This is a genomic window from Gordonia sp. p3-SID1431, from assembly GCF_025143765.1.
GTDB lineage: Bacteria > Actinomycetota > Actinomycetes > Mycobacteriales > Mycobacteriaceae > Gordonia > Gordonia hongkongensis.
Genome location: NZ_JAMBDT010000029.1, coordinates 18,503 through 42,734, shown reverse-complemented (window position 1 = coordinate 42,734; position 24,232 = coordinate 18,503). Strand labels below are relative to the sequence as shown.

13 protein-coding genes are annotated in these 24,232 nt (G+C 69.4%); 4 read left to right on the top strand and 9 right to left on the bottom strand.

Going from position 1 to position 24,232, the window contains the following annotated elements; translation table 11 throughout:
- Window positions 1-91 precede the first annotated feature (91 nt).
- Complete coding sequence (locus M4D77_RS09855) at window positions 92-1,192, top strand: LLM class flavin-dependent oxidoreductase (protein WP_165629707.1); 1,101 nt, start codon at window positions 92-94, stop codon at window positions 1,190-1,192.
- A complete protein-coding gene (locus M4D77_RS09850) occupies window positions 1,189-1,860 on the top strand; it encodes a CE1759 family FMN reductase (protein ID WP_259936122.1) in 672 nt (223 codons plus the stop codon). Before M4D77_RS09855 ends, M4D77_RS09850 begins: the two co-directional genes overlap by 4 nt.
- A gap of 7 nt (window positions 1,861-1,867) precedes the next feature.
- Here M4D77_RS09850 and M4D77_RS09845 read toward each other — a convergent pair whose 3' ends face one another.
- Entirely contained in the window at window positions 1,868-2,884 is a 1,017-nt protein-coding gene (locus tag M4D77_RS09845) for a pirin family protein (protein WP_259936121.1), read from the bottom strand.
- Between the two features lie 56 nt (window positions 2,885-2,940).
- Window positions 2,941-3,696 (bottom strand): acetoacetate decarboxylase family protein, encoded by a 756-nt coding sequence (locus M4D77_RS09840; RefSeq protein ID WP_259936120.1) that lies wholly within the window; start codon window positions 3,694-3,696, stop codon window positions 2,941-2,943.
- A 378-nt stretch (window positions 3,697-4,074) separates the two neighbouring features.
- On the opposite strand from M4D77_RS09840, the gene M4D77_RS09835 reads away from it, so the two are divergent.
- Both M4D77_RS09835 and M4D77_RS09830 read left to right on the top strand, forming a co-directional pair.
- Window positions 4,075-4,749: a LuxR C-terminal-related transcriptional regulator gene (locus M4D77_RS09835; protein WP_065631886.1), complete on the top strand. Its 675-nt coding sequence runs from the start codon at window positions 4,075-4,077 to the stop codon at window positions 4,747-4,749.
- A 135-nt stretch (window positions 4,750-4,884) separates the two neighbouring features.
- Window positions 4,885-5,235, top strand: coding sequence for a response regulator transcription factor (locus tag M4D77_RS09830; RefSeq protein ID WP_374100826.1), 351 nt, complete (start codon window positions 4,885-4,887; stop codon window positions 5,233-5,235).
- Between the two features lie 25 nt (window positions 5,236-5,260).
- Here M4D77_RS09830 and M4D77_RS09825 read toward each other — a convergent pair whose 3' ends face one another.
- The 7 genes from M4D77_RS09825 to M4D77_RS09795 all read right to left on the bottom strand — a co-directional run bounded on the left by M4D77_RS09825 (window position 5,261) and on the right by M4D77_RS09795 (window position 24,229).
- Window positions 5,261-6,310 carry an alpha/beta hydrolase gene (locus M4D77_RS09825; RefSeq protein ID WP_374247445.1) on the bottom strand — a complete coding sequence of 350 codons (1,050 nt, stop codon included), beginning with the start codon at window positions 6,308-6,310 and terminating at the stop codon, window positions 5,261-5,263.
- Between the two features lie 144 nt (window positions 6,311-6,454).
- Window positions 6,455-7,399 (bottom strand): anti-sigma factor, encoded by a 945-nt coding sequence (locus M4D77_RS09820; protein ID WP_259936119.1) that lies wholly within the window; start codon window positions 7,397-7,399, stop codon window positions 6,455-6,457.
- A gap of 7 nt (window positions 7,400-7,406) precedes the next feature.
- A complete protein-coding gene (gene sigK / locus M4D77_RS09815) occupies window positions 7,407-8,015 on the bottom strand; it encodes an ECF RNA polymerase sigma factor SigK (protein WP_259936118.1) in 609 nt (202 codons plus the stop codon).
- Between the two features lie 91 nt (window positions 8,016-8,106).
- Complete coding sequence (locus tag M4D77_RS09810) at window positions 8,107-8,889, bottom strand: ABC transporter permease (RefSeq protein WP_058252001.1); 783 nt, start codon at window positions 8,887-8,889, stop codon at window positions 8,107-8,109.
- Window positions 8,879-10,135 (bottom strand): ABC transporter ATP-binding protein, encoded by a 1,257-nt coding sequence (locus M4D77_RS09805; RefSeq protein WP_396266570.1) that lies wholly within the window; start codon window positions 10,133-10,135, stop codon window positions 8,879-8,881. Before M4D77_RS09805 ends, M4D77_RS09810 begins: the two co-directional genes overlap by 11 nt.
- Entirely contained in the window at window positions 10,113-10,370 is a 258-nt protein-coding gene (locus M4D77_RS09800) for an MbtH family protein (RefSeq protein WP_159371338.1), read from the bottom strand. The genes M4D77_RS09805 and M4D77_RS09800 overlap by 23 nt, the downstream gene beginning before the upstream one ends.
- On the bottom strand, window positions 10,367-24,229 hold the full coding sequence (locus tag M4D77_RS09795; protein WP_259936116.1) for a non-ribosomal peptide synthetase: 13,863 nt from the start codon (window positions 24,227-24,229) through the stop codon (window positions 10,367-10,369). Before M4D77_RS09795 ends, M4D77_RS09800 begins: the two co-directional genes overlap by 4 nt.
- Between the last annotated feature and the right edge of the window lie 3 nt (window positions 24,230-24,232).

Genomic DNA, 24,232 nt, shown 5'->3' with positions numbered 1-24,232 from the left:
CGCAGTGAGCCAACACTAACTCACCGGCCACCGGAATTAATCGGACCGCGGTCCGGTTATGCTCGATGTAACCATCACAAGGAGGCGCGACATGCAGTTCGGACTCTTCAGCGTCAGTGACATCACCACCGACCCGACCACGGGCACGACGCCCACAGAACACGAGCGGATCAAGGCGATCGTGGAGATCGCCAAGAAGGCCGAGGACATCGGGCTCGACGTGTTCGCGCTCGGTGAGCACCACAACGAGCCCTTCTTCTCGTCGTCGCCCACCACGACCCTGGCCTACATCGCGGCGCAGACCGAGCGCCTGCAGCTGAGTACCGCGACCACGCTGATCACGACCAACGACCCGGTCAAGATCGCCGAGGACTTCGCGATGCTGCAGCATCTGGCCGACGGGCGCGTCGACCTGATGCTCGGGCGCGGCAACACCGGTCCGGTCTATCCGTGGTTCGGCCAGGACATCCGGCAGGGGATCCCGCTGGCGATCGAGAACTACCACCTCCTGCATCGGTTGTGGACCGAGCACGTGGTGGATTGGGAAGGACAGTTCCGGACCCCGCTGACGTCCTTCACCTCGACGCCCCGCCCGCTCGACGACGTGGCACCGTTCGTCTGGCACGGTTCGATCCGCAGTCCCGAGATCGCCGAGCAGGCCGCCTACTACGGGGACGGGTTCTTCGCGAACAACATCTTCTGGCCCAACGAGCACTTCCAGCGGCTGATCAACTTCTACCGCGAACGGTACGAGCACTACGGCCACGGCAAGGCCCACCAGGCCATCGTCGGGCTCGGCGGACAGTTCTTCATCCGGCCGAAGTCGCAGGACGCGGTGCGCGAGTTCCGCCCGTACTTCGACAACGCGCCGGTGTACGGACACGGTCCGTCGCTCGAGGACTTCACCTCGCAGACGCCGCTGACCGTCGGCAGCCCGGCCGAGTTCGTCGACAAGACGTTGACCTTCCGGGAGACCTTCGGCGACTACCAGCGTCAGCTGTTCCTCGTTGATCATGCGGGACTGCCGCTCAAGACCGTGCTGGAGCAGCTCGACCTGCTGGGCGAGGTGCTACCGGACCTGCGCGCCGGGTTTGCGGAGGGACGTCCCGACGACGTTCCCGACGCGCCGACGCACGCCTCGCTCGTCGCCGCCCGCCAGGAAGCCGATCAGGATGTGGAGGTGTCCTCGTGACCGCCCTGCGGATCGTCGCGGTGAATGCCGGTCTCTCCGAACCGTCGTCGACGCGACTGCTCGTCGACCGGATGGTCGCCGCCGTCACCGAAGGACTCGGGGCGGGCCGCGCGGACGTCGAGATCGTCGACCTGCGTGACCTCGCCGCCGACCTGGGGCAGGCGATGACGGTCGGCTTCGCCTCGGGCCGGGCGCGCGCGGCACTCGACGCGGTCGAGGGGGCCGATGCCCTGATCGTGGCGACCCCGGTCTTCAACGCGTCGTACAGCGGCCTGTTCAAGATGTTCTTCGATCTCGTCGACATCGACGCCATGTCGGGCAAACCGGTGCTGATCGGCGCGACCGGCGGCAGTCCGCGCCACTCGATGGTGCTCGACCACGCGCTGCGACCGTTGTTCGCCTACCTACGTGCCGTCGTCCTGCCGACCGGCGTCTACGCCGCGTCGGCGGACTGGGCGGGCGCCGGTGGGGACACCGCGTCGTTGAACGACCGGATCGGCCGTGCCGCAGCTGAACTCGTCTCGCTCCTCGGACCGAGGGGTGGCACGGGCCCGGGGAGTGCCGCCGGCGACGGGGAACCGCCGCGCGCGGCCGTGGCCGACGGCAGGCAGCAGGCGGTCGAGGCCGCGGGGATCGCAAACTTCGCGAGGTTGCTCGGAACGGCGTGATGCGCCCTCACTCGGGGGCGGCGCGCCCCGGGGTGTTGACCCGGGCGCGCAGCCGTGAGTGCGGCAGCGGCGGCGCGGGCAGGTGCTGCGTCGAACCGACGTAACCCTGCACCTGCCCGAAGCGTTCGCTGCGCGCCTCCCACTGGTCCCGGAAGCCGACGATGTCGTCGTGTGTGCGCCCGATGAAGTTCCACCACATGACGATGTCCTCCGCCAGCGGTGCGCCGCCCAGGAGGATCACCCGGGCGTCGGTCTCGGCGACGTTGGTGAGCGTGATCCGCCTAGCGCCCAACCCGATGTAGCCCAACTCGGTGCGGGCCAGCGGTGCGGCATCGGCGCCGGCGACCTCTACGGTTCCGGTGTCGACAAGAATGCCGTGCTCGTGTTCGGGATCGACGTCGATGTCGACGGCGGCGCCGGGTTCGAAGTCGAGCTGGGCGCCGGTCAACGGCGTGAACGTGTGCACCGGCGAGCGGGTGCCGAACAGTTCGCCGAGAAAGACCTTGGCGGTGACCCCGTCCAGGTCGAGAGCATCGGGCCGGTGGTGTGCGAAGTCGCGTGCGGTGTCGGCATTCTCGGCCGGCAGCGCGACCCACAGCTGTACCCCGTGCAGGGTGGTGGTGTCGGGTGTGGAGACCTCGGTGTGTGCGATGCCGTGCCCGGCGGTCATGAGGTTGATCTCGCCGGGGCGGACCATCGCGTGGTTGCCCATCGTGTCCCGGTGCTCGACCTCGCCGGTGAACAGCCAGCTGACCGTCTGGAGTCCGGTGTGCGGGTGTGGAGGCACGTCCATCCCGCCGCTGCTCGCGACGTCATCGGGGCCGTAGTGGTCGATGAAACACCAGGCTCCGATCAGCGAACGTGACCGCTGCGGGAGGGTCCGGTGCACCGTCATCGCGCGTGGGCCGCCGAGCGGTACGTCGCGCGCGGTCAGGACGTCCATGTGGAGGAGGCCCGGGCCCGCGGCGACGCCGGCATCGGCATGGCACTCGACCTCGATCGGGTCCGTCTCGAGATTGCTCATGGAACCATTGTCCGCGACGACGGCACGGACGTCCGCGAACCCGGCGGAGATCGCGGTCAGACCAGCGTGGGGTTCTCGAAACGCATCGTGATCCGATCGACCGAGCTCGACATCAGGGCGTGCCGCCCCAACTGCAGGGATCGGAGTTCGTCGGCGATGGGGTGGTCGCCGAGGGTCAGGCGCGCGCCACCGATGCGGGTGCGGGTCCCGGTGGTCGAGGTGAGCCGCCACGGTGTCATCCGCGTGATCCCGTCGAGCTGCGAATAGGCGTGCAGCACGGTGTCGGCGGTGGAGTCCGGGACCTTGAGTCCCGGCTTCACACTCAGGTCGGCCACGAGTGCGCCGTCGGCCACGAGGCGGCCGCGTCTGGTGGCGGAGGAGTGATCGACCTCGAACTCGGCGAGTGTCTTCGGGAATCCCCAGATGCCGCGCCCGGCGGCCAGGGTGAAGTCGCCGTCGACGGGGAGCCGGTGCACCAGCGCACGCGCGTCCCCCTTCAGCAGGGAGCGCAATGCCCGGATCGGTGAGGCGGGTGGGGTGGTCGGATCCTCGACGAGGAAGCACACGCCGAACTCGTTGTACGGTCCGAGGTCGCCGTCGACGTAGTCGACGAACACGAGCATGCACATGGTGCGACCCGGTCGGATGCGCAACGGGCGAAGCGTCCCGGGCTGTGCCGATTCGGCGTCGATGGCCCGTGCCACGGCCCGGGTGTCGGCGGTGAAACCGGCGACGAAGCACCGTGCGTGCCGGATCTCGACCGGCATGGTCACCGGGGTGCCGAGTACATCGTGCGTCGAAGGTGCGCTCACCTGTTCTGCTCCTGCGTGTCGGGTCGGGTCTGGTCGGGGGGGGGCTGGTCGGTTTGTCGCCGGCTGGCGCCGGCACGATCACCCTTTTAGAACATGTTCTAGTCTTGCATGCCTTCGCTCCCGGCGGGACCCATCCGGGTGGTGTCCCCAAGAATGTGGACACGCCAGCGGTCAGATCGGGACCAGTTGATGCAGTTTCGCGCTCCGACGGGTGATATGTCCGACTCGGCACGTAGCTTTGGTCGAGGTTTCAGTAACGTGAAGCTGAGTAAAGGCTGAGAGTCTCGCATGTGCCTCGTGGGGGTGTTGGTGAACGACGAGCAGACGACCTTGATCGACGAGGATTCGTCGGAGGGTCATGCAGCGATCCGGGTTGGAATGGTCGACGACCATCGGTCCCCGATCTGGGGAATCGAACGAGTGTTGGACCCAGTTTCGGACATCTCGTTGGTCTGCTCGGCGACGACGGTTGCCGGCGTGCTCAGTGTCATGCAGCTCGACGTGGTCCTGCTGGACCTCCGTCTCGACGACGGAACCACGCCTCGCGAGAACGTCAACGCATTGTCGGCGGCCGGAGTGGCCACCGTCGTGTACACCTCTGGAGAGCATCCGGCGCTGTTGAGATCGGCGGCGCGCGCCGGAGCGCTCGGCGTGGTGCTCAAGTCGGCGGACGAGTCGGTCATCATCGACGCCATCCGGGCGGCCGCCGACGGCCGGGCGGTCCTCACCACAGAATGGGCTGCCGCCATAGACGGCGACCCCGAACTGGCGACTGTCGACCTGTCGCCTCAGTTGCAGAAAGTGTTGGCGCTGTACGCGTCCGGCGAGACGTCGGCCCGAGTCGGGGCTGCTCTCGGGGTCTCCGCGGAGACGGTCAACGAGTACCTCAAGCGAATTCGCCAGAAATATGCGGACGCCGGGCGGCCGACGCGCACCAAGGTGGATCTCTTCAAGCGTGCCGTCGAAGACGGATGGCTCCCGGTGCCGCAGCGGTACCGGCACGAGGGACGGTCAACACCTGACGGGGCCTGGGGGCGAACGAAACATGGCTGACGGCATGGCAGCGGGAGTCGAGTCCCCATTTCTGGGTCTACCGACAGTTACTACGCCGTCTTAACGTTGGAACAGATTGATTTGGGGCGTCGGGGACACACGAGATAGCGCCGGTCTGAACAGGGGATGGGAACAATGACGGTCACTTCAGATATCTTCCGAGCCAGGACGGCGGCCGCACCGCGGCACGGAGTCGTGCCACGGCAACGTTCCAAGCCGGTTGATTACCTGGTTCCCGTCGAGCGCTCAGCGGCAGTGACACGTCCGAGTCTGTCGGACCGGGAGGTCGAGGTTCTGCTCGCCTGGCTAGCCGCCGAGTCCAAAGAAGATGCCGCCGCACGACTCTTCATCTCGGCGTCCACGGTGAGCACGCACCTTGCGCGCATCCGGGCGAAGTACACCGCGGTCGGGCGAAGTGCGCCGACGAAAACCCACCTTTTCGCGCGAGCACTCCAGGACGGTTACACCGGTCTCGACCAGTGGTGAGGCCTGGCCCTCGAATACTGAGCGCTCAGCGCAGGTCGCGTTCGATACGCGGCCAGGTCCGGTACAGGTCGTCCTGCCAGTAACCCCATGAGTGGGTGCCGGTCGGGCGGAAGTTCACCTCGACCGGGACGTCGAGCGCACGCATACGCTCGACCATCTGCCGGGTGCAGATGTCGATGGCGACCTCGATCCCGCCGCCCACGATCGCCTGGTTCGCCAGCGTGAAACCGTCGCCCGCGATACTCGGGTCGGTCAGCTGCTCGTGGACACCCGGTGCTCCCGTCCCGGTCGTCATGTAGACCTTGCTGCCGCGCAGTTTCGCCGCGTTCAGGTACGGATCGTTGGCTCGCCAGCCGGGACCGTCGAGCGGGCCCCACATGTTGGTCATGTCCGCTTGACCGCGGTCCTCGACGACCAATCGGATGTACTGCTGGCCGGCCGGGTCGCTGGTCCGAGCGCACCCGCTGAAGGCGGCGACGGATCGGTACAACCCGGGGGCGGCGATGGCGAGATTGAGCACCGAGGTCCCCGCCATCGAGATCCCCGCGATCGCGTTGACGCCGGTGGTGTCGAACTCGTCGTCGATCAGGGGCGGCAGTTCCTTCGTGAGGAAGGTCTGCCATTTGTTGCGGCCGAGAGCGGGATCGTCGCGCTGCCAGTCGGTGTAGTACGAGTAGGCGCCACCGATCGGGGTGACGACATAAGCGTGCCGGTCGGCGAAGTACCGCTTGTAGGTGGTCCGTGCGTCCCAGGTCGCGGAGTCCTCCCCGCCACCGGCGCCGTTGAGTAGGTACAGGGTGGGTGCCGGCCGGGTCCGATCCCGTGGCGTGAGCACCGTGACCGGGACCGTGCGGTTCATCGAGGCGGAGTGGACGAGCAGCGTCACCTGCTGCGGGTCATCGGTGTAGGAGTCGACGACGCGGGAACCGTCGGGGGACGACGGGGTGGCGGCCGCCGGCGCCCCGGGAGCGGTCGCGAGGCCCGCGATGACCGCACCCACCGTCAGCAACCCGGCGAGGACTCGCCACCCGCCGAGATGTCGCTGCCGCTGTTCCCGACGACCGATTCCGTTCACATCGCACCTACTCGTTCTCGAGATCCCGTCGGATCGGACGCGCCGACGTGCCGGCCCCACAGTCTATGGATCGCCCGCACACAAAAGAACGATACGAGCGGAGATCGCCAGGGCTGTCACCCGAAGGATCGAATTCTCGCCGGCCTAGAGGGCGACCTGGGCGAGGATCGGTGTCGTCGGCTGCGGCGAACCGCCGGCCGGTTCGATGGTGACCGCGAGCACGCTCGACCCACGCACGTCGTCCACCACCACCGGGGCGGTGTCGTCCCCGGGGATCAGTCCGGCCGACACCGGTTGCGGTGCGCCTCCCACCAGCCACAACTGGTAGGTGCTGTCGGCCGGGATCGGCGTGCGCAGGTCCCGCAGGAGCGCGACCGCCTGATCGGCTGACTCGGACGTCACCACCGCGATGGTGCCCCGGTCGTCGGCCAATGGCTCGACGCTCACGGACGCGTCCGCGGCCGTGAGTACCCCGAGCACCTCACGCTGGGAGTCGCTGAGCGCCGTCGACGAGGTGGACGACTCGGGGGCGGTGGTGCGACCGATGAGCACGCCTGCCCCGAGCGCCACGGCCACGGTCACCGCCGCGGCCGCCAGGATCGCCGTTGCGCGTGCCGGGCGCCGCGCGGTCCCACCCGATCGATGCTGTCCGTGGCGCGAGTCGCGGGGCCGCAATTCGACCGGCGGCGGTGGCGGCGCGAGGTCGCTCTCGCCGGATCGGCCCGTTCCCGCGGGTGCGACCGGCGGGACGGGATCGACCGCGGCGGCCGGGTTCTGCGGACCCGGCTCGATGCCCGAGGGTACGTAGGCCTCCGGGGTCAGCGCCGCACCCTCGAAGACGTGCTGCAGCACCCGGTCCCGGAGTTCGGGCGGTGCGTCGAGCGCATAGGTCGTCGCGAAACCCGCCATGGCCGCCTGGATGTCGGCGATCTGGGCGTCGTGTTCGGCCCGCTCGTGCGGTGGGAGTGCGGCGAGTTCTGACTCGACGCGTCTGGTCTCGTCGGGGGTCAGCGCGCCGACGGCGAACAATTCGACGTGGTCGTCGAGCCAGGTGGCCCCGCGGTCCCCGGTCGTATCGGATGTGGTCATTGTGGGATCAGGCGTCCTCGTGCGTCCTTAGGCAGGTTCTCAACCGACGCAGGCCATCTCGAATCCGAGATTTGATGGTGGGCAAGGGGGTATCGGTGTGCCGGGCGACCTCGGGATAGGTCAGGCCCCCGAAATACGACATCTCGATGCAGCTCCGTTGCAGTTCCGTGAGCGTGCCGAGACATGTTCGTAGCGTACGCGCCTCGTCGGTCTGCACAACGACCTCGAGCGGTATGTTGCGCGGGGTCTCCACCGACACCGCGCCGTACTGCGACATCCGCTGTTGCTGCAGTTCTTCGGATCGCACGCGGTCGACGGCGCGGCGGTGTGCGATGGTCATCATCCAGGTGATGACCGAACCGCGTCCGGGCTGATATTCGCCGGCCTTCTGCCAGTACTGCAGGTAGGCCTCCTGCACGATCTCCTCGGCGTACTGCCGGTCGCGCACGACCCGGAACGCGAGTCCGTAGATCCGTGAACTCGTGCGGTCGTACAGTGTGGAGAACGCGGCCCGATCGCCCGTTGCGGCTGCGGCCAGCAACTCTCGCAGCAACTGTGCTTCGCCCCCGCGTCCGTGGTGCGCGTCGGCGGCCGCGCTGCCATCGTCCGGTGTCACCGCTCCACAGTAACGAACACATCGGGATTCCTCGGCGGATCGTTGATCGCGGATCTGTCGATCGCGAATGGATGGGTCACTGACGTGTAGATCAACGATTCGCGGCCCGGCGGTACAGGATGAGCGACGCAGGTATGCACACCGCCAGGATGACCAGCGCCGATCCCACCGAGTAACCGACCGCGTGGTCGGCGACCCAGCCGGTGGCCTCCGGGAAGGTCGGTGGCGCCTCGTTGCCGAAGAGCTGCCGGGACGCGGTCGCCACTGCCGTCACCGGATTCCACTCGGCGATCGCGCGCAGCGGACCCGGCAGGCTCTGGGCGGAGATGAACGCGCTCGACAGGAACGTGACCGGGAACATCCACAAGAACCCGATGCTCTGTGCGGCTTCGACATTCGGCGCGGCGAGACCGGTCACCGCACCCACCCACGCCATGGCGAGCGCGAACAGTCCGATGATGCCGAAGGCGAGGGCGGCGTCGCCGGCACTGCCCTGGACCCGCCAGCCGATGGCGAGCCCGCACGCGACCATCACCGCGAGGCCGACGACGCCCAGGAGCATGTCCGAGGTGACACGGCCGCTGATGACGCCCAACCGGGACATCGGTAGCGACCGCAGCCGGTCGACGATGCCGTCGGAGGTGTCGTTGGCCAGACCGACCGTGGTGAAGGCCGCGTTGAAGACGACGGTCTGCGTGAAGATGCCGGCCATCAGGAATTCCCGGTAGGAACCCCCGCCGAAGGTCGCGCCGAAGACGTAGGCGAACAGGAAGACGAACATCAGCGGCTGGATGGTGGCACTGATCAGCAGGGTGGGAATTCGCTTGACGGTGAGCAGGTTTCGCTCGACCAGCACTGCGGTGTCAGTGAGCATGGAGTCGATCCGTTCGGGTCGTCGGGGCGTGGGAGAGATCGGGATCGGCGTCGGCCACCGTCGGGATCACGGTGGTCTCGGCATCGGCGGTGGCCGATGTTTCGCCGTGGTCACTGCCGCCATCGTTGTCCGGCGTGTCCCGCTCCGTGAGGGCCAGGAACACATCGTCGAGGGTCGGCGTGGCGACGGTGGCGTCGACGACGACGATGCCGGCGGCGTCGAGCGCCCGGACGGCGGCGACCGCGCTGCGGCTCCCGTCGCTGACCGGCAGGGACCACCGTGAGTTGTCGGTGTGTGCCGGGTCGGGGCGATCCGACTCGTCGAGCCGTTCGGGCATGCCGAGTCCGACCTCGGCGAGGGTCGTGGCGACCAGCTCGTCGTGAGCGGTCCCGTCCGAACGCACCTCGATGGTGAGGATCGACGCACCGGTGGAGGCCTTGAGGTCGGCGGCACTGCCCTGGGCCCGGATCGTCCCGTGGTCGATGACGGTGATCTCGTCGGCCAGGGCGTCGGCCTCCTCCAGGTACTGCGTCGTGAGCAGGACCGTCGCGCCGTTCGCGACCTGTTCGGTGATGACCTCCCACATCTGGCGTCGCCCACGGGGATCCAGCCCGGTCGTCGGTTCGTCGAGGATGACCAGGGACGGTCGGTTGATCAGGGCGCCGGCGAGATCGAGCCGCCGGCGCATGCCGCCGGAGTAGGTACGCATCGGGCGGTCGGCGGCGTCCTGCAGGGCGAGGTCGGCGATCAGTTCGCGCGCCCGTGCCGAGGCCTCGCCCCGGGAGAGTCCGTACAGCTGACCGACCATCCGCAGGTTCTCGAAACCGGTCAGGTTCCCGTCGACGGCGGCGTACTGCCCGGACACGCCGATGATCTTGCGGGCTGCGCCGGGATTGGCGAGGGCGTCGACGCCGTCGACCACGACGCTGCCCTCGTCGGGCTTCATCAGCGTCGCCACCGCGCGGACGGTGGTGGTCTTGCCGGCTCCGTTGGGGCCGAGCAGCGCGTGCACGGTGCCGGCGGGCACGGTCAGGTCCAGGCCGTTGAGGGCATGGACGCGGCGACCCCGGCCGAACAGCCCGGTGCGGAACGTCTTTCGCAGGCCGCGCAGCTCGAGGGCGTTGCGGGCGGGGGAGACGCCATCGGTGGATGTCGCGCCGGGAGTCGTGACCGGACCGGACGGCGACGCCGTGGTCCCCGGAGTGGTTTCGGCCGACGTGGTGTCAGCCATACTGTGCCGCCCCATGTGTGACCTCCCTTTCACTGTTCTGCGAACGTTCCATCGCGCGGATCAGGCTGGCGGGCCGCATGTCTCGCCAGTTCTCCTCGACGTACTCGAGGCACTCGTCGTGACCCGACGGACCGAACACGACGGTCCAACCGTCGGGGACGGGGGCGAAGTCCGGCCACAAGGAATGCTGGTTCTCGTGATTGACGAGGACGCGGAAGGTCCCCTCGGTGTCGTCGAACGGGTTCGTCATGATTCCTCCTCCTGTGCTGCGATTCCCGGTGTGCCCGGGTCCGATTCGATCGGGCCTGATTCGATTGCGGTCAGCCACTCGGAGACGTTCTCCGGCAGCAACATGCGTGCGTGGGTGCTGGTCGCCTGGACCTCGACGACGCGACCGGTGACCTTGCTGCGCCAGTCGGTGACCGCCGGCGGGCCGTCGTGCGCGTCCACGGTCGCGGTGACGAAGGTGAGGTCGCCGTCGAAGACCCGGGGTCGCCAGTTCCGGGCGAGTGGGGACGCGTGGCGGAACACCTCGTGCACGGTCGTGAGCGTCTCCTCGGACAAGCCACCGAGCGCGCCGCCCGCCGCGGAGATGACGCGGAACGCGTCCGCGACCGAGGGCTCGGTGCCCTCCTCGCCACCGTCGGGGACGTCGAGTCCGAACTCGCGCATGAGTTCTGCGATCGACGCCTCGGTGTCGAGGTCGGGCCGTTCGGCGACGACGTAACTGTCGAGCACGACGAGTTGCTCGACGGTCTCGCCGGCCTCCTGGAGTTGCACGGCCATCTCGTGGGCGATCAACCCGCCCAGCGACCACCCGAGCAGGTGGTACGGCCCCTCCGGTGACACCGTGCGCAGCTTTGCCACGTACACCTGGGCGAGGTCGGCGATCGTCTGCGGGCACGGATCACCGGCGAACGCCGGGTGCTGTAGGCCGTAGACCGCGCGGTCGGCAGGCAGGTGGGGCAGCAGGGAGGTGAAGCTCCAGGACAGTCCGATCGCCGGGTGGACCACGAAGAGCGGTGCGGGAGCATCGCTTCCGGCGTCGCTGCTGGTGCGGCGCAACGGCAGGAGGGTGTCGAGACCGGAGGCCGACGGTCCGGTGTCCCCGTCGGAGTGTGCCCCGCCGTCGAGCAGCTCGGCGAGTTCGGCGGGACTCGGGGCCCCGAACAGCGATTGCGCCGCCAGGTGCTGTCCGGTGAGCTCGCTCAGCTTGCCGGTCACGGCGGTGGCCATCAGGGAGTTGCCACCCAGGTCGAAGAATCCGTCGTCGGCACCGATGGCATCGAGGTCGACCTCGAGCACCTCCGCGAAGACGCGGGCGATGGTCGTCTCGGTCCCGGGGGCCGGCGCTCGGCCCGAGGCGGAGACGGCCGGGGTCGGCAGCGCCGCGCGGTCGAGTTTGCCGGTGGGGGTCAGCGGAATATTCTCGAGCACGGAGACGGACACCGGCACCATGTGCCGCGGCAGCCGTCGTCCCACCCGGCGCCGCAGGTCGGCGGGATCGGGTTCGTGCCCGCGCGTCGCGGTCACGTAGCTGCGCAGGATCGCCTGGGCCCCGGTGCCGTCTACGAGTGTCACGGCGAAGTCGACGTCGGGTTTGGCGGCGAGCGCGTCGTCGATCTCACCCAGTTCGATGCGGAATCCGCGGACCTGCACCTGGGAATCGCTGCGGCCGACGTAGACGAGCTGCCCGTCGCCGGTCCAGCGGACCAGGTCGCCGGTGCGGTACATCCGTTGGCCGGCGAACCTGGGCCCGGTGACCATCGGAGCCGGGACGAACCGGACCGCGGTGAGGCCGGGCCGACGGTGATAACCGCGCGTGAGCTGCACGCCGGTCAGGTACAGGTCGCCGGTGACGCCGGGCGGCACCGGATGCAGCCGATCGTCGAGGACGAGCGCGCCGACGCCGTTGTTCGGCGTGCCGATCGTCAGCGGCGTGTTCGGGGTCAGCGACCGGCTGCCGGTCGTGATGATCGTCGTCTCGGTGGGTCCGTAGACGTTGATCATCGTGCGACCGGGCGACCAGCGCCGCACGAGGTCGGTTCCGTAGGCCTCGCCACCGACCGCGAGTGCGCGCAGCGACGGCACGGCAGCGGGGTCCATGCTGGCCACCGCGGCGGGGGTGATGAACGCATGCGTCGCCTGGCGCGCCCTGATCACATCGCTGAGCGCGGTGCCGCCGTAGACGTGGGGTTCGACGATGGTCAGTGCCGACGAACCGGCCAGCGCGAGCAGCATCTCCAGCACCGAGGCATCGAAACTCGGTGAGGCGAAGTGCAACACGCGGGACGTGGGTCCGGGGGTCATCCGTTCCGCGAGTTCGTCGTGCACCGCGCGCAACCCGCTGTGCGGGACCAGGACGCCCTTGGGCTTACCGGTCGATCCCGACGTGTAGATGATGTACGCCAACTGATCCGGGCGGATCGTCGACGCCCGTTCGGCGTCGGTGATCGGCGCCGGCGAGGAGTGCTTCATGCGGGTCCGGGTCGACGCGGCGTCCAGGACGAGGGTCGGGACCTCGCTCCCGGCCGAGCTCTCCGCGATGCGTTCCCACGACGACGAGGTCGTCACGACCAGCTGCGCGCCGCTGTCGTCGAGCATGTGCGCGATGCGGTCGGCGGGATACTCGGGGTCGATGGGAACGTATGCGGCGCCGGCCTTCACGATCGCCCAGATCGCCACCAGGGAGTCGATGGAACGGCTGATCGCCATCGCGACCACAGGTTCGCGGGACGACCGGACGTCGGGACCCTCGGTCCCCGGCTCGTCGTCCGAGCGCGAGTAGGCCCCCACCCCGCGGCCCAGGAGGACCCGGGCCAGCCGGTTCGAGCGGGCGTCGAGTTCGGCGTAGGTGAGCGTCTCGGGGCCCTCGCCGTCCGCGGTGGGCTGCCCGATCGCGGCGAGCCCGTCGGGGTGCCGCCGCACCGCATCGGCGATCAGCACGTCCAACGTCGTCGGTGCGTTGCCGCGCGGTCCGAGAGCGGGGGTGCGCTCGGCCACCTCGAGGGGGTCGGTGATGCGGATGTCGCCGATCGCGCGTCCGGGGTCGCCGAGCATGCCGCGCAACACGCGCATGAGCCGCGTTCCCAGCATCTGGGCGTCGTCGTGGCCGTATCGCGCCGCGTCGTAGGTGATCTGGACCGCGGCGTCGGTGTCGGAGTCGGTCGCGCCCAGGCCGGTGACGGTGAACTGCAGGTCGAACTTGGCTGCGAGGGAGTCGAATTCGGCCACCTCGGCCATCAGGTCGTCGTCCATCGGAACGGCGGTCCCAGCGAGGGAATCCGCACCGCCCACCGGGGTCGGCGCGCCACCGGCGAAGTCGTGCACCGACAACGCCACCTGGAAGAGCGGGTGTCGACCGTGCGCGCGTTCGGGATTGAGCGCGGTCACGATGTCGTCGAAGGGCACCCCCCGGTGATCGAGGGCGTCGATGTCGGTGTCGCGGGTCCGGCGGACGAGTGCGGCGACGGTTTCCGCGCTGCGCAGGTGGCTGCGCAGCGGCACCATGTTGACGAACATGCCGACCACGCCGCTGTAGTCGCGGTCGACGCCGGTCATACCGGTGCGGTTGTCGACCGGACTGCCGATGACCAGGTCATCGCCGACGCCCAGACGGTGCAGCAGGATCGCCAGTGCGGTGTGCAGGACGGAGAACGGCGTCGTCGACTGTTCGCGGGCGAAGGCGGTCAGGCCCGCCCGGGTGTGTGCCGGGAGCGGCAGACTCACCGACCGGGCACCCGAACCGCGTCTGCCGCCGCCGACCGGTTCCACCGTGCTCTCGGCGGGCGCACCCGCTAGGTGCTCGGTCCAGAATCCCAGCTCGTCGGTCGCCGCGGGCGCCGTCGCACTCTCGACGGCGTGGTCGCGGTAGTCGAGAGCGGCCGCATCCCAGGTCTCGGCGCGGCCGGCGCGTCGTTCTCGGTAGGCCTGCGCCAGGTCGCCGACGAGGGTCGGCAAGGACGCGCCGTCGACGGCGATGTGATGCACGACGAGCAGGAGGATGTGCGTCGCGGTCTCGCCACGCGCACCGGGGTCCGCGACGACCGTGGCACGCAGCGGCGCCTCGGTGGTCGGGTCGATGGGCGTCGACGCGAGGCGCGCGATCTCGCTCATCAGCGCGTCGGGGTCCGCGGGGACGACGGGGGTCAGCGGGCCGACGACGGCCGCGGGATCGTCGAGCACCCGGCCCGTCGGTGTCCCGTCGACCGCCTCGAAGACCGTCCGCAGGCTGGTGTGCCGGGCGACGACATCGGTGAGTGCACCGCGGAGGGCCGCGAGATCGATGTCCCCGGTCAGTCGCAGGACGAAAGGCATCAGGTACTCGGTCGACGCGGGGTCGGCCGCCGCCAGCGACCACAGGCGGCGCTGGACCGGCGCGAGCGGGAATGTCTCCCGTCGGACCGGGCGACCCGACGACTCGTCGGACTCCGCGGTCGGTGCCCAGTCGGCCGGCAGGCTGATCAGGTCCGCGAGGGCTTCGGCGGTCGGGTGGTCGAAGACGTCCCGCACGCGGAGGCGGCCCTCGGCCGACACGCGGTTGATCCGACTGACCAGGGTGGTCGCCTGCAGCGAGGTGCCACCCAGCAGGAAGAAGTCGTCGGTGGCTCCGATCTCCTCGCGGGCGAGGCCGAGCACGTCGGCGACGATGCCGACCAGTGCGGTCTCGGCATCACCGCGCGGTGCGCGACCGACGGACGACATGCTGCTCGCCGACGGCTCCGGCAGTGCCCGATGGTCGAGCTTGCCGTTGCCGGTCAGCGGGATCTCGTCCAGCACGACGATCGCGGACGGGACCATGTGGCGCGGCAGGCGGCTGCGGACCGACTCCAACACCCTTGCGGTGTCCAATGTTTCAGGGGCGTCTGCGGACTCGGGATCGCCGGCCGCCCCGGCGGAGCGCGTCACGTAACCGACCAGGGTGGCCGATGCGCTCTCGCCGCGGACGACGGTGGTGGCGAAGTCGATTCCGTCCACGGCCGCCAGTGCCGCACTCACCTCGTCGAGTTCGATGCGGAAACCGCGGACCTTCACCTGGTTGTCACTGCGACCGTGGTAGGTCAGCGCGCCGTCGGCGTCGCGGTGCACGATGTCGCCGGTGCGGTACATGACGGCGCCGCTTCCGACGGGGGAGGCCACGAACCGGCCGGCGGTCAGGCTGCGCCGTCCCAGGTAGCCCCGTGCCACTCCCGGCCCGGTGAGGTAGAGCTCGCCGGGGACGTGGTCGGGCAGCGGGCGCAACCGGTGGTCGAGGACGAGTGCGGTGCACTCGTGGACCGGCGTGCCGATGGTGATCGGCTCACCCGGGTGCAGCGGCGCCGACATCGTCGCGACGATGGTCGTCTCGGTCGGCCCGTAGGAGTTGATGTAGCGACGGCCGGTTCCCCAGCGCGCCACCAGTTCCGGGGTGCTGGCCTCGCCGCCCACGCCGAGGGTCTTCAGGTGGGGGAGTGGATGGGGTGCCGCGGCGGCGAGGGCCGACGGCGTGATGAACGCGTGGGTGACCTCGCGCTCGTCGAGGAACTCGACGAGTTCGTCGCCGCCGTAGATCGTCGTCGGTGCCACCACCATCGTCGCGCCGGACTCGACGGCGAGGAGGAACTCCAGCATCGATGCGTCGAACGAGGGGGAGGCGAACAGCAGGGTGCGATCGCCGGGGCCGACCTCGTACCGCTCCCGCTCGGTCTGGGCGAACGCGGCCAGGCCGCGATGGGACACGCTCACGCCCTTCGGTTTTCCGGTGGAGCCGGAGGTGTAGACGATGTAGGCGATCGAGTCCGGGTGCCGGGCCGGGGGTCGGAAGCCTGCGCGCTCGCCGGTACTCAGATCCTCCGGGGTCAGCCACCAGATGTCGTGCGGCACATCGCGACGGTGGTCGGAGCTGCTGATGCCCAGGATGGCGCCCGAATCGGCGATCATGTGGGCGATCCGCTCGGCCGGGTAACGCATGTCGACCGGCAGCGCGGCCGCGCCCGCCTTCGTCACGGCCCACGTGGCGACCACCGACTCCAGGCTGCGATCGACGGCGATCGCGACCACGTCCTCGGTGCCGACCCCGAGTTCGCGCAGCGTGAGTGCCCAGCGCGCGGAGATCCGATCGATCTCGGCGTAGGTGAGCGTGCGGTCTCCGTCCTCGACCGCCACGCGATCGGAGTGGTCGATGACGGTGTCGGCGAGGATGTCGGCAAGATGCCTCGGCTCGATCGAGCCGTGGTCGCGGAACTTGGGTTCGGCGGCGGCCGCGAGATCGGCCGCCCCGGTGAGGTCGTCGAGAGGTGTCGACGGATCCGCGGCGACCGCGCGTGCGAGATCGACGAACATCCGGGCCAGTTCGCTGACGCGCTCGCGCGTGTGGACATCGGTCGCATAAGTGAACCGCGCGCGCCCATTGCGGATTCGCAGTTCGAGGTCGAACCGGGCGGCCGCGGTCTCGATCTCCTCGGCGACGACCTGCAGGCCGGGCAGATCAACCCTGGTGTGGTCCGGTTCGAGGGTGTCAGAGACCCCGGCGTCGAACGCCAGCGCGATCTGGAATATCGGATGCCGGTCCGTGCGAGGCGGATTGAGCATCGAGACGATCTGCTCGAACGGCATGTCGGCGCCCGCCAGCGCGTCCAGGTCGCGGCTGCGGACGGAGTCGAGCAGGGCCGCGAACCCCTGGCTCCCGTCGACCGGGGTCCGGAGGACGACCGAGTTCACGAACATGCCGACGATGTCGGCGAGCCGGGGATCGGCGCGTCCGGCGACGGGGGTGCCGATCACGATGTCCGACGCCGAACCGGCGACATGAACCTCCGGGTCGGCGTTCAGCCGATGCAGCAGCGCGGCGAACACCGCATGCACGCACATGAATTCGGTCGCCCGGCCGCCGCCCAGTGCGGACAGGCGGCTGCGCAGTTCGGCGTCGAAGTCGACCTCGACCACGCCCGCGGTGCGGGCGGACCCGCTCGGCGCGTCGGGCACGAGGACCGGACCGACATCGATCCCGTCCAGGTCCTGTCGCCACCGGTCGGCCAGATCGGTCCGGGTCTCGAGGTGATCGGCCTGCCAGCGCAGGTAGTCGCGATAGTCCAGGGCCGGCGGAGCGGCGGTGACCGCGGCTTCGGTACCGTTCTCGGCCGCCGTCCGCAGTTCGGCGTAGGCGGTGGTGATGTCGCGGTGCAGCGGCACCATCGACCAACCGTCGGCCGCGATGTGGTGGATGACGAGGGTCAGCTTGTGATGCGCGGTGTCACTGTCGATCCGGTGCAGCGCGACGCGCAGCGGTACGTCGACGGTCAGGTCGAACGGACGACGCGCCAGCGCCTGCGCCTGGGCCGGCCACTCCGCCGAAGTCGTCTCGACGACGGTGAGTTCGGTCTGCACCTCGTCGGTGGGACGTACGTCCAGGTCGGGGCGCCCGTCGTGCTCGGGATAGACGGTGCGCAGCATCTCGTGGCGGTCGACGGCGTATCGGAGCGCGCCGGACAGGGCGTCCACGTCGAGATCGCCACGCAGATCCAGCGCGAAGGCGATGGCGTAATCGGCTGTCGACGAACCGTTGTCGGAGTCGGCTCGACCCGGATCGGCCTCGGCACCGCCCGCGAGCTGGTTGAGGAACCAGAGCTGCTGCTGCGCGGGTCCCGGTCGCGCCGGGCTGTCCGGATCGTGCCGGAGGTCGGCGAGCGTCCGCGCCTCGACGAGGGCGGTGTCACCCTCGTCGGCGCCGCCGAGCCGGGCGATGCCGGCGACGGTCGAGTGGTCGAAGACCTCGCGGACGGGGATTCGTCGCCCGGTGAGATTCTCGAGTGCGCCGACGATCTGGGTCGCCAGCAACGAGTTGCCGCCGAGGTCGAAGAAGTCATGATCGCGGCCGATGGTGCCGGGCTCCAGCTCGAGACGCTCGGCGATCAGATCGGCGACTGCCTGCTCCAGGGGGTTGCGCGGCGCGACGAACGCCACGTCGCCGTCCACCGATCCCGGCTCCGGCGCGGGCAGTGCCCGGAGGTCGACCTTGCCGATCGGGGTCGTGGGGATCTCGTCGAGCTCGATGATCGTCGACGGGATCATGTGCCGGGGCAGGCGCTGCGCCAATCGGTCTCGCACCGCGGCGGCCTGCCCGTGAGCGCCCGCGGTCACGGTCACGTAGGACACGAGATGGGCGCGGTCGCCCTCGCCATGCGTGGTGGTGACCGCCGCCCGCACCGACTCGTCGGCGACCAGGGCGGCGTCGATCTCACCGAGTTCGATGCGATGCCCGCGGATCTTGGTCTGATGGTCGGCCCGCCCGCGGAACTCGAGTTCGTGATCGGAGGTCCATCGGACGAGGTCGCCGGTTCGGTACATGCGCTCGCCGGGATCGCCGTAGGGGTTGGCGATGAAGCGTTTGGATGTCAGCGGTCGGACGCCGTGGTATCCGCGGGCGAGATGCTCACCGGCGATGTACAACTCGCCGATCGCGCCGGGGGCGACCGGGCGCAGGCGCTCGTCCAGGACCAGCGCGGAGATGCCGCGGATGGGCCGGCCGATGGTCAGCGTCGTGTAGTCGGGGCTGATCGGCGCCGACACCGCGGCCACCACGGTGGTCTCGGTGGGACCGTAGGCGTTGAACAGCTTCGGGCCGGTCGACCAGGTGCGGACCACCTCGGAGTTCGGGTGCTCGCCGCCGATGACGAGAACCTCGAGATCGGGGACGTCGTCCGGCGTCATGGTGGTCAGTACCGACGGGGTGAGGAAGGCATGCGTGATCCGCGCATCGCGCATCAGCTCGGCGAGCTCGGTGCCGCCGACGATGCCCGGCGGCACGATGTGCATGGTCGACCCGGCGGAGATCGCCATCAGGATCTCGAGTACCGACGCATCGAAACTCGGCGACGCCATGTGCATCGTCCGACTGGTGGGCGTGATCCCGTACTGCGTGACCTGTTGCGCGCCGAAGTCGGCGAGTCCGCGGTGGCTGACGACGACGCCCTTGGGTGTGCCGGTGGTCCCCGATGTGTAGATCAGGTAGGCGGGCTGGTCGACGTCGAGGACGCCTCGGCGCTCCGAGTCCGCGATGGGCTCCGTTGATTCGGCTTCGATCCATTCGCGGATCGCGGGGTCGTCGAGGACGACTGTGCTCAGAGCGGGCCCGGCGCCGGGATCGGCCGACCGATCGGTGACGAGCAGTCGTGCGCCCGAGTCGGTCAGCATGTGTTCGATGCGGCCGGACGGATACGCGGGATCGACCGGGAGCCAGGCGGCTCCGGTGCGGGCGATCGCCCACATCGCGACAATCCACTCGACACTGCGCGGAAGTGCCACGGCCACATGGTTCTCAGGTCCGGCGCCACCGTCGATGAGCGCCCGCGCCAGCTGGTTCGACGCCGCGTCGAGTTCGCGGTAGGTCAGCGACCGGGTGCCGTCGGTGACCGCCACGCGGTGCGGCGAGGACTCCGCGGCCGCCGACAGCAGCCGGGTGAGGTGTTCGACCGGACGGCGGCCTTCGCCGACTGCCGGGACGAGATCGAGACGCTCGTGCAGGTCGAGCACCGGCAGGTCGCCGATCGGGGCGCTCGGGTCCGCGGTCGCCGCCTCCAGCATGCGGACCAGGCGCGAACCCAGTCCGGCCACCGTGTCCCGGTCGAAGAGAGCGGTGGCGTAACCGATCTCGAGGGTGAGGCCGGCGGGCTCGCCGGTCGCCCCGCGCACCTCGGTGAACGTGAACTGCAGATCGAAGGTGGTGCGACCGGTGTCCACGCGGGATGCGGTCGCCGAGAGCCCGGCGAAGTCGAGCCGGATGGCGGAACGGTCCTCCAGGGCCATCGACACCTGGAAGTACGGGTGGACGTTGCCCGAACGGGCCGGGTTCAGTTCGGTCACCAGTCGGTCGAACGGCATGTCGGCGTTGTCGAACGCGTTCAGATCGGTGTCCCGGACATGTGCCACCAGGTCGGCGAACGGCAGGTCCTTGTCGACGACGGTGCGCAACGCCAGCGTGTTGACGAACATGCCCACGAGGTCGTCGAGGTCGGCGTCGCCGCGTCCGGACACCGGTGTGCCGATGATGACGTCCGAGGACTGCGCGAGGGAACGGAGCAGGAGCGCCACCGAGGCGTGGAGCACCATGAAGACCGTGGCGTCGGCCTCGGTCGCGATGGTCCGGATCGCGCCGTAGGTGTCGTGGTCGATGGTCGAGGTCACCGACGATCCGGACCGGCCGGTCACCTCCGAATCCCGGCTTCGGGGACGGTCCAGGGGCAGCTCGGTCTCGCCCGGCGCCCCGTCGAGGGTGTCCCGCCAGAACTCGAGTTCGGCTGCGGCATGCGGACTCTCGCCGAGCCATGCGTGACGTGCGGCGCTGGTCTGCGAGTAGGAGACCGGCAGCTGCGACCATTCGGGCTCGATGCCGTCGCGGCGGGCGCGGTAGGCCGTGGCCAGGTCGCCGGCGAGGGGGGCCAGCGACCAGCCGTCGGCCGCGATGTGATGGACGACCATCGTGAGTCGATGATCGTCGTCGGCGGTTCGGACGAGGCGCGCACGGACGGGGATCTCGGCGGCCAGATCGAAGGGGAGCGAGGCGAAGTCGCGGTCTGGGCACTGGGCGACGTCACCGGTCGCGAGGACCGGCAGGTCGACGTCGACCGCGTCCGGGTCGATCGCGGAGATGCATGCCACACCGTCGATCTCGGCGACGACGCTGCGCAGCGGCTCGTGTCGGCGGACGACGTCGATCAGGGCCGTCCGGAGTGCGTCGGTGTCGAGTGCGCCGACGAAGCGGACGGTGAACGGCATGTTGTAGGTCGCCGAGGACGCGGAGTCCAACCGTGTCGCGAGCCACAGCCGATGCTGGGCCGGGGACAGCGGCACGGCTCCGGAGACGGTCCGCCCGGCGGTGTCGTCGGAGGGGACCGAGGCGGAGCCGACGGCCGGCTCATCAGTGTCGACGCCCAGGTCGGAGAGGGCCGCTACTAGGCCGGCGAGGTCGTCGGCGTCGAACACCGTACGGATCCCGATCCGATGGCCGGTGGCGCGAGACAGCCGCGAGGCCATCCGTGTCGCCGACAGTGACGTCCCGCCGATCTCGAAGAAGTTGTCGCTCAGCGACACCGACGCCGGAGCCGTGGCGGGAGCCTCGTTCGCCACCTCGTCGGACATGCCGTCGCGCAGGTCGAGCACATCGGCGACGGTCGCCACGACGAAGCGCTCGAGCGCGGTACGCGCGGGGACGAACTCGCGGTGGGTACGCAGATCGGGCCGAGGCAGCGCACGGCGGTCGAGCTTGCCGTTGGCAGTGGTGGGCAGTGCGTCGAGGACCATGATCGCGGTGGGGATCATGTGATCCGGTAGCGCGGTTCGGAGTCCGGCGCGCAGGTCAGTGTCGGTGAGTCCGGTGCCGGTGACGTAACCGACGATCGTGGGCTCACCGGCGACCAGATCGTCCCGGATGACCACGCCCGCGGCGGTCACGCCGTGCAGCCGGCTGAGGGTCGACTCGATCTCGCCGAGTTCGACCCGCTGGCCGCGGATCTTGACCTGTGAGTCGGTGCGACCGAGGTACTCCAGCTCGCCGGCGGCGTTCAGACGGACGAGATCGCCGGTGCGGTAGAGCCGTTCGCCCGGCACGACCGGCGAGGCGACGAACCGTGATGCGGTCAGGTCCGCGCGGGAGCGATAGCCGCGGGCCAGCTGGATGCCGCCGAGATAGAGTTCGCCGATCGCGCCGGGCGGTTGCGGCCGCAGGCGGTGGTCGAGCACGTGGACACCGGTGTTCCACACCGGGGAGCCGATCGGGATCACCGGGACGTCGGCGCGGCAGTGGTCGTGGTGGGTGACGTCGATCGCGGCCTCGGTGGGGCCATAGAGGTTGTGGATCGGAGCGGACGTCAGCATCGCGGCGGCACCGACCGTCGCGGGAGTCAGAGCCTCACCGCTGGTGAAGATGCGGCGCAGGCTCGTCAGCTCCGATGCATCGTCGGCGTCGAGTGCCGCGGTGAAGGCGGCGAGCATCGAGGGCACGAAATGCAGTGTCGTGACGCGGTGTTCGGCGATCACGTCACGCAGATACCAGGGGTCGCGATGACCGTCGGCAGTCGGTACGACCAGTGCCGCGCCGGTGGTGAACGGCCAGAAGAACTCCCAGACCGACACGTCGAAGGTGGACGGGGTCTTCTGCAGCACCCGGTCGTCCGGTGCGAGCTCGTAGCGGGCCTGCATCCACGCGAGGCGGTTGACGATGGCGCGGTGGGTGATGACCACGCCCTTCGGCTTGCCGGTGGAACCGGAGGTGAACAGCACGTACGCGGCCGTGTCGGGGCCCGGGGGCGTTGTCGCCGCGGCGACCCCTTCGTCGGCACGCAGTTCGGCCAGCACCGTGTCGGTTATGACGAGGTCGGGGGCGGCCACCTCGAGGATGTGCCCGAGCCGGTCCGCCGGCTCGGCCGGGTCGATCGGCAGGAATGCGCCGCCGGCACGGATCACCGAGTGCAGCGCCAGGATCTGGTCCGTGCTGCGGGGCAGCTGAACGCCGACGACGCTCTCCGGACCGATCCCGCGCCGGGTGAGTGCCGCCGCGAGCTGTGTTGCCGCTTCGGTGAATTCGCGTTGGGTGAGTGATCGCCCGTCCTGCGCGTCGGTGAGCGCGGTGTCGTCGGGGTGGGCCCGGGTCGCGTCGTCGAGCAGGTCGACGAGGGTGGTGGTGCCGTGGTCGACCCGTTCCCCGGTCATGCGCTCGGGTAGCGCTTCGCGTTCGGCGTCGGTCAGGAGGTGCAGGTCCGACATCCTCGTGTCGCCGGGCGCACCGACGAAGGCGGTCACGAAGTCGACGAGACGACGGTGGTGGGTGGTGATGTCGTCGTCCGGGTAGATGTTCGGATTCGCCTCGAGGTCCAGGGTCATCCCGCCGTCGAGGCTGTCGTACACGTTGACCGACAGGTCCTCGATCGGTCCGGTGGACAGGACGTGCAATTCGCCCTTGAGCGGGCCGAAGTCGATGTGCTGGAAGAACAGCATGACGTTGACGAGCGGGCCGAAGAAGCCACGCCGCGCCCCCGCTGCCCCGAGGATCTGGGAGGTGATGTCCTCGTGCCGGAACTTCTGGTGCCGGACGGCGGCCTTGATCTCCGCGTTGACCGATTTCAGGAGATCGGTCACGGTGGCGGAATCGTCGTGGAGCGCGATACGCAACGGGACGACGTTGGAGGTCAGACCCGCCGAGGTGCGCAGCACGTCGCGGTCGCGGGCCGCGACCGGCAGGCTCAGCATGGCCTCGTCGCGGTCGGTGTAGCGCGCGACGTAGGCGGCCACCGCAGCGGTGATGACCGACGCCGGCCGGACCCGGTGGCTGTGTCCGAGCTCGCGGATCCGGGCGACGAGGGTGTCGTCGAGGACCGCCGATCGGACGACCGACAACGGCGCGGCCGGAGCGGAAAGGCTGGTGAGAGTGGTCATCTCGGGCATATCGGCCAGATGGGACGCCCAGTGCTCGCGGTCCTCGGCGAACTTGGCGGAGGCACGGTACTCGCGGTCGAACTCGGCGATGTCGACCATCGACGCGGTGTCCGCGATCGGCGGCGGCGTTCCGTTCACGATCGCCGTGTAATGTGAGGCGACACGCAGCATCATGTACATCGCGGCATAGCCGTCGAAGCCGATGTGGTGACCGTGGCAATACCAGATCGAGTGTCCGGGACCCACTTTGAGCAGGTGTGTCTCGAGGATGTTGTCGGCGAAGACGTCTGAGCTGGCACTGCGCCGGCGGTCGATCCAGGCCAGTGCGGCCGCGCGCGGGTCCTCGGCGTCAGAGAAGTCCTTTCGACCCAGCACCACGTGCTGCGACCGGTCGAGAACCATCATCGGTTCGCCGTCGTCGGTCGGGATCAGCCGCAGCAGCGGGGCCTCGGTCTCACTCTCGGTGAGGGTGACAGCACGCTGCATGATGTCCGGATCGACGTCGACGAGTGGGTCGTCGCTCTCGCCCTGCGGACCCGATGTGTCGCCGCGGAATTCGACGAACGCGTCGATGGTCATCGGCACGTCCGGCTCGAGCTGCTGGGCGTAGAAGATGCCGCGCTGAGCGGCGGTCATCGGGATCGTCAGGTCGGTGTCGATGTCGGTAGCAACGGTGTTCCGGACCGCGTCGTCTGTGGTCACGCG